Here is a 1,734-nt window from a genome sequence, read left to right on the forward strand (position 1 = left end):
CCCTAATCCTTTGTGAAGGCGGTTTCAGGAAGTCCCGGATGGGGCTCCTGAGCTGTCGGAGTGACGGACGCCTATGTACTTCCTGGCCCTGTGAGGCCTTCAGAAAGAGCGGTGCCGTCACGCTGGTGGGTTTTGCGGTGGTCAGGTGGGCACTGGGCGGATACCTGGAAACGCCCTGGTCCGTGAGGCCTTCTGAGAGAGCGGTGTGTCCCGGTGTCTTCGGGCCGCCGCGGAACCCACCACTGAATCTGGTTCGTTGTCGTGGTGGTGCGAGCCCGCTCCAGGTCAACCCCTTGTCGAATCTCCGCGAGCCGTCGAGCTCTCGCGCAGACCGGGGTCCCTGGGGTGCGCTGGTGTCGCGAACGGCTACAGAGATGGTGGACCGCCGAGTCCTGGGATTAGGGCGCCGCGTGACCCGCATGTGCTCGTGACCTGCACGAAAGCACGAAGCAAGGAGAACGGTTTGACTGTGTACTGCGGCATCGACTGGGCCGAGAACCATCACGACGTGGCCCTGGTCGACGATGACGGGCAGCTGCTGGCAAAGCGCCGGATCGGCGACGACGCGGCTGGCTACCGGCTGCTGATGGACCTGCTCGCCGAGTACGGCGACACTGCCGAGGACCCGGTCCCCGTAGCCATCGAGACCAGCCACGGCCTGCTTGTCGCGGCCCTGCGGACCGGAACCCGCCCGGTCTACGCGATCAACCCCCTCGCCGCGGCCCGCTACCGGGACCGCCACGGCGTCTCGCGCAAGAAGTCCGACCCCGGGGACGCCTTGGTGCTGGCACACATCCTGCGCACCGACATGGCGATGCACCGGCCCCTGCCCGCCGACTCCGACCAGGCCAAAGCGGTCACCGTGCTGGCCCGCGCCCAGCAGGACGCGGCCTGGAGCCGGCAGCAGATCTCTAACCAGGTCCGCTCGCTGCTGCGTGAGTACTACCCCGCCGCCCTGGCCGCCTTCCAGCACAAGCAAGGCGGTCTGACCCGCCCCGACGCCCGCACCGTCCTGGCCATGGCGCCGACCCCGACCCGGGCGGCCCGGCTGTCGCTGGCCCAACTGCGCTCCGCACTCAAACGCTCCGGCCGCCAGCGCGGCCTCGACGCCGAAGCGACGCGCCTGCGCGACATCCTCCGGACCCCCTGGGCCCATCAGCCCCCGGCTGTCGAAGACGCCTTCGGACTGCAACTGTCCGCACTGCTCAGGCAGTTGGAAGCGGCCTGCCAGGCCGGTGACGACCTGGCCGAGGCGGTCGAAGCCGCCTTTCGCGAACACCCCGACGCGGAGATATACCTGAGCTTCCCCGGCCTGGGAGTCCAGCTCGCCGCCCGTATCCTGGCGGAGATCGGCGACGACTCGGGCCGCTTCACCGACGCCCGCGGGCTGAAGGCCTACGCCGGCTCCGCCCCGATCACCCGCGCCTCGGGCAAGAAGAGCTTCGTGGGACGCCGCTTCGTCAAGAACAACCGGCTCGTCTCCGCCGGATTCCTGTGGACCTTCTCCTCTCTGCGGGCCTCGCCGGGAGCCGACGCCCACTACCGCCGCCGACGCGAAGCCGGGGACTGGCACGCCGGCGCCCAACGCAACCTGCTCAACCGCTTCCTCGGACAGCTCTACCACTGCCTGCAGAACCGGCTCCACTTCGACGAACACCGTGCCTTCACCTCCCCTCGCACGTCACCACTGACGGCCGCGGCTTGACTTCTTAGGACCCAGAGATGTCTCTCAGA

Annotated in this window: 1 protein-coding gene; it reads left to right on the forward strand. The window is 68.7% G+C overall.

The window, feature by feature from the left end; all coding sequences use genetic code 11:
- Positions 1 to 421: 421 nt before the first annotated feature.
- Positions 422 to 1,705: an IS110 family transposase gene (locus tag AB0D14_RS44910; protein ID WP_362791310.1), complete on the forward strand. Its 1,284-nt coding sequence runs from the start codon at positions 422 to 424 to the stop codon at positions 1,703 to 1,705.
- Positions 1,706 to 1,734 lie beyond the last annotated feature (29 nt).

The sequence above is a fragment of the Streptomyces sp. NPDC048484 genome (assembly GCF_040651415.1).
Lineage (GTDB): Bacteria > Actinomycetota > Actinomycetes > Streptomycetales > Streptomycetaceae > Streptomyces.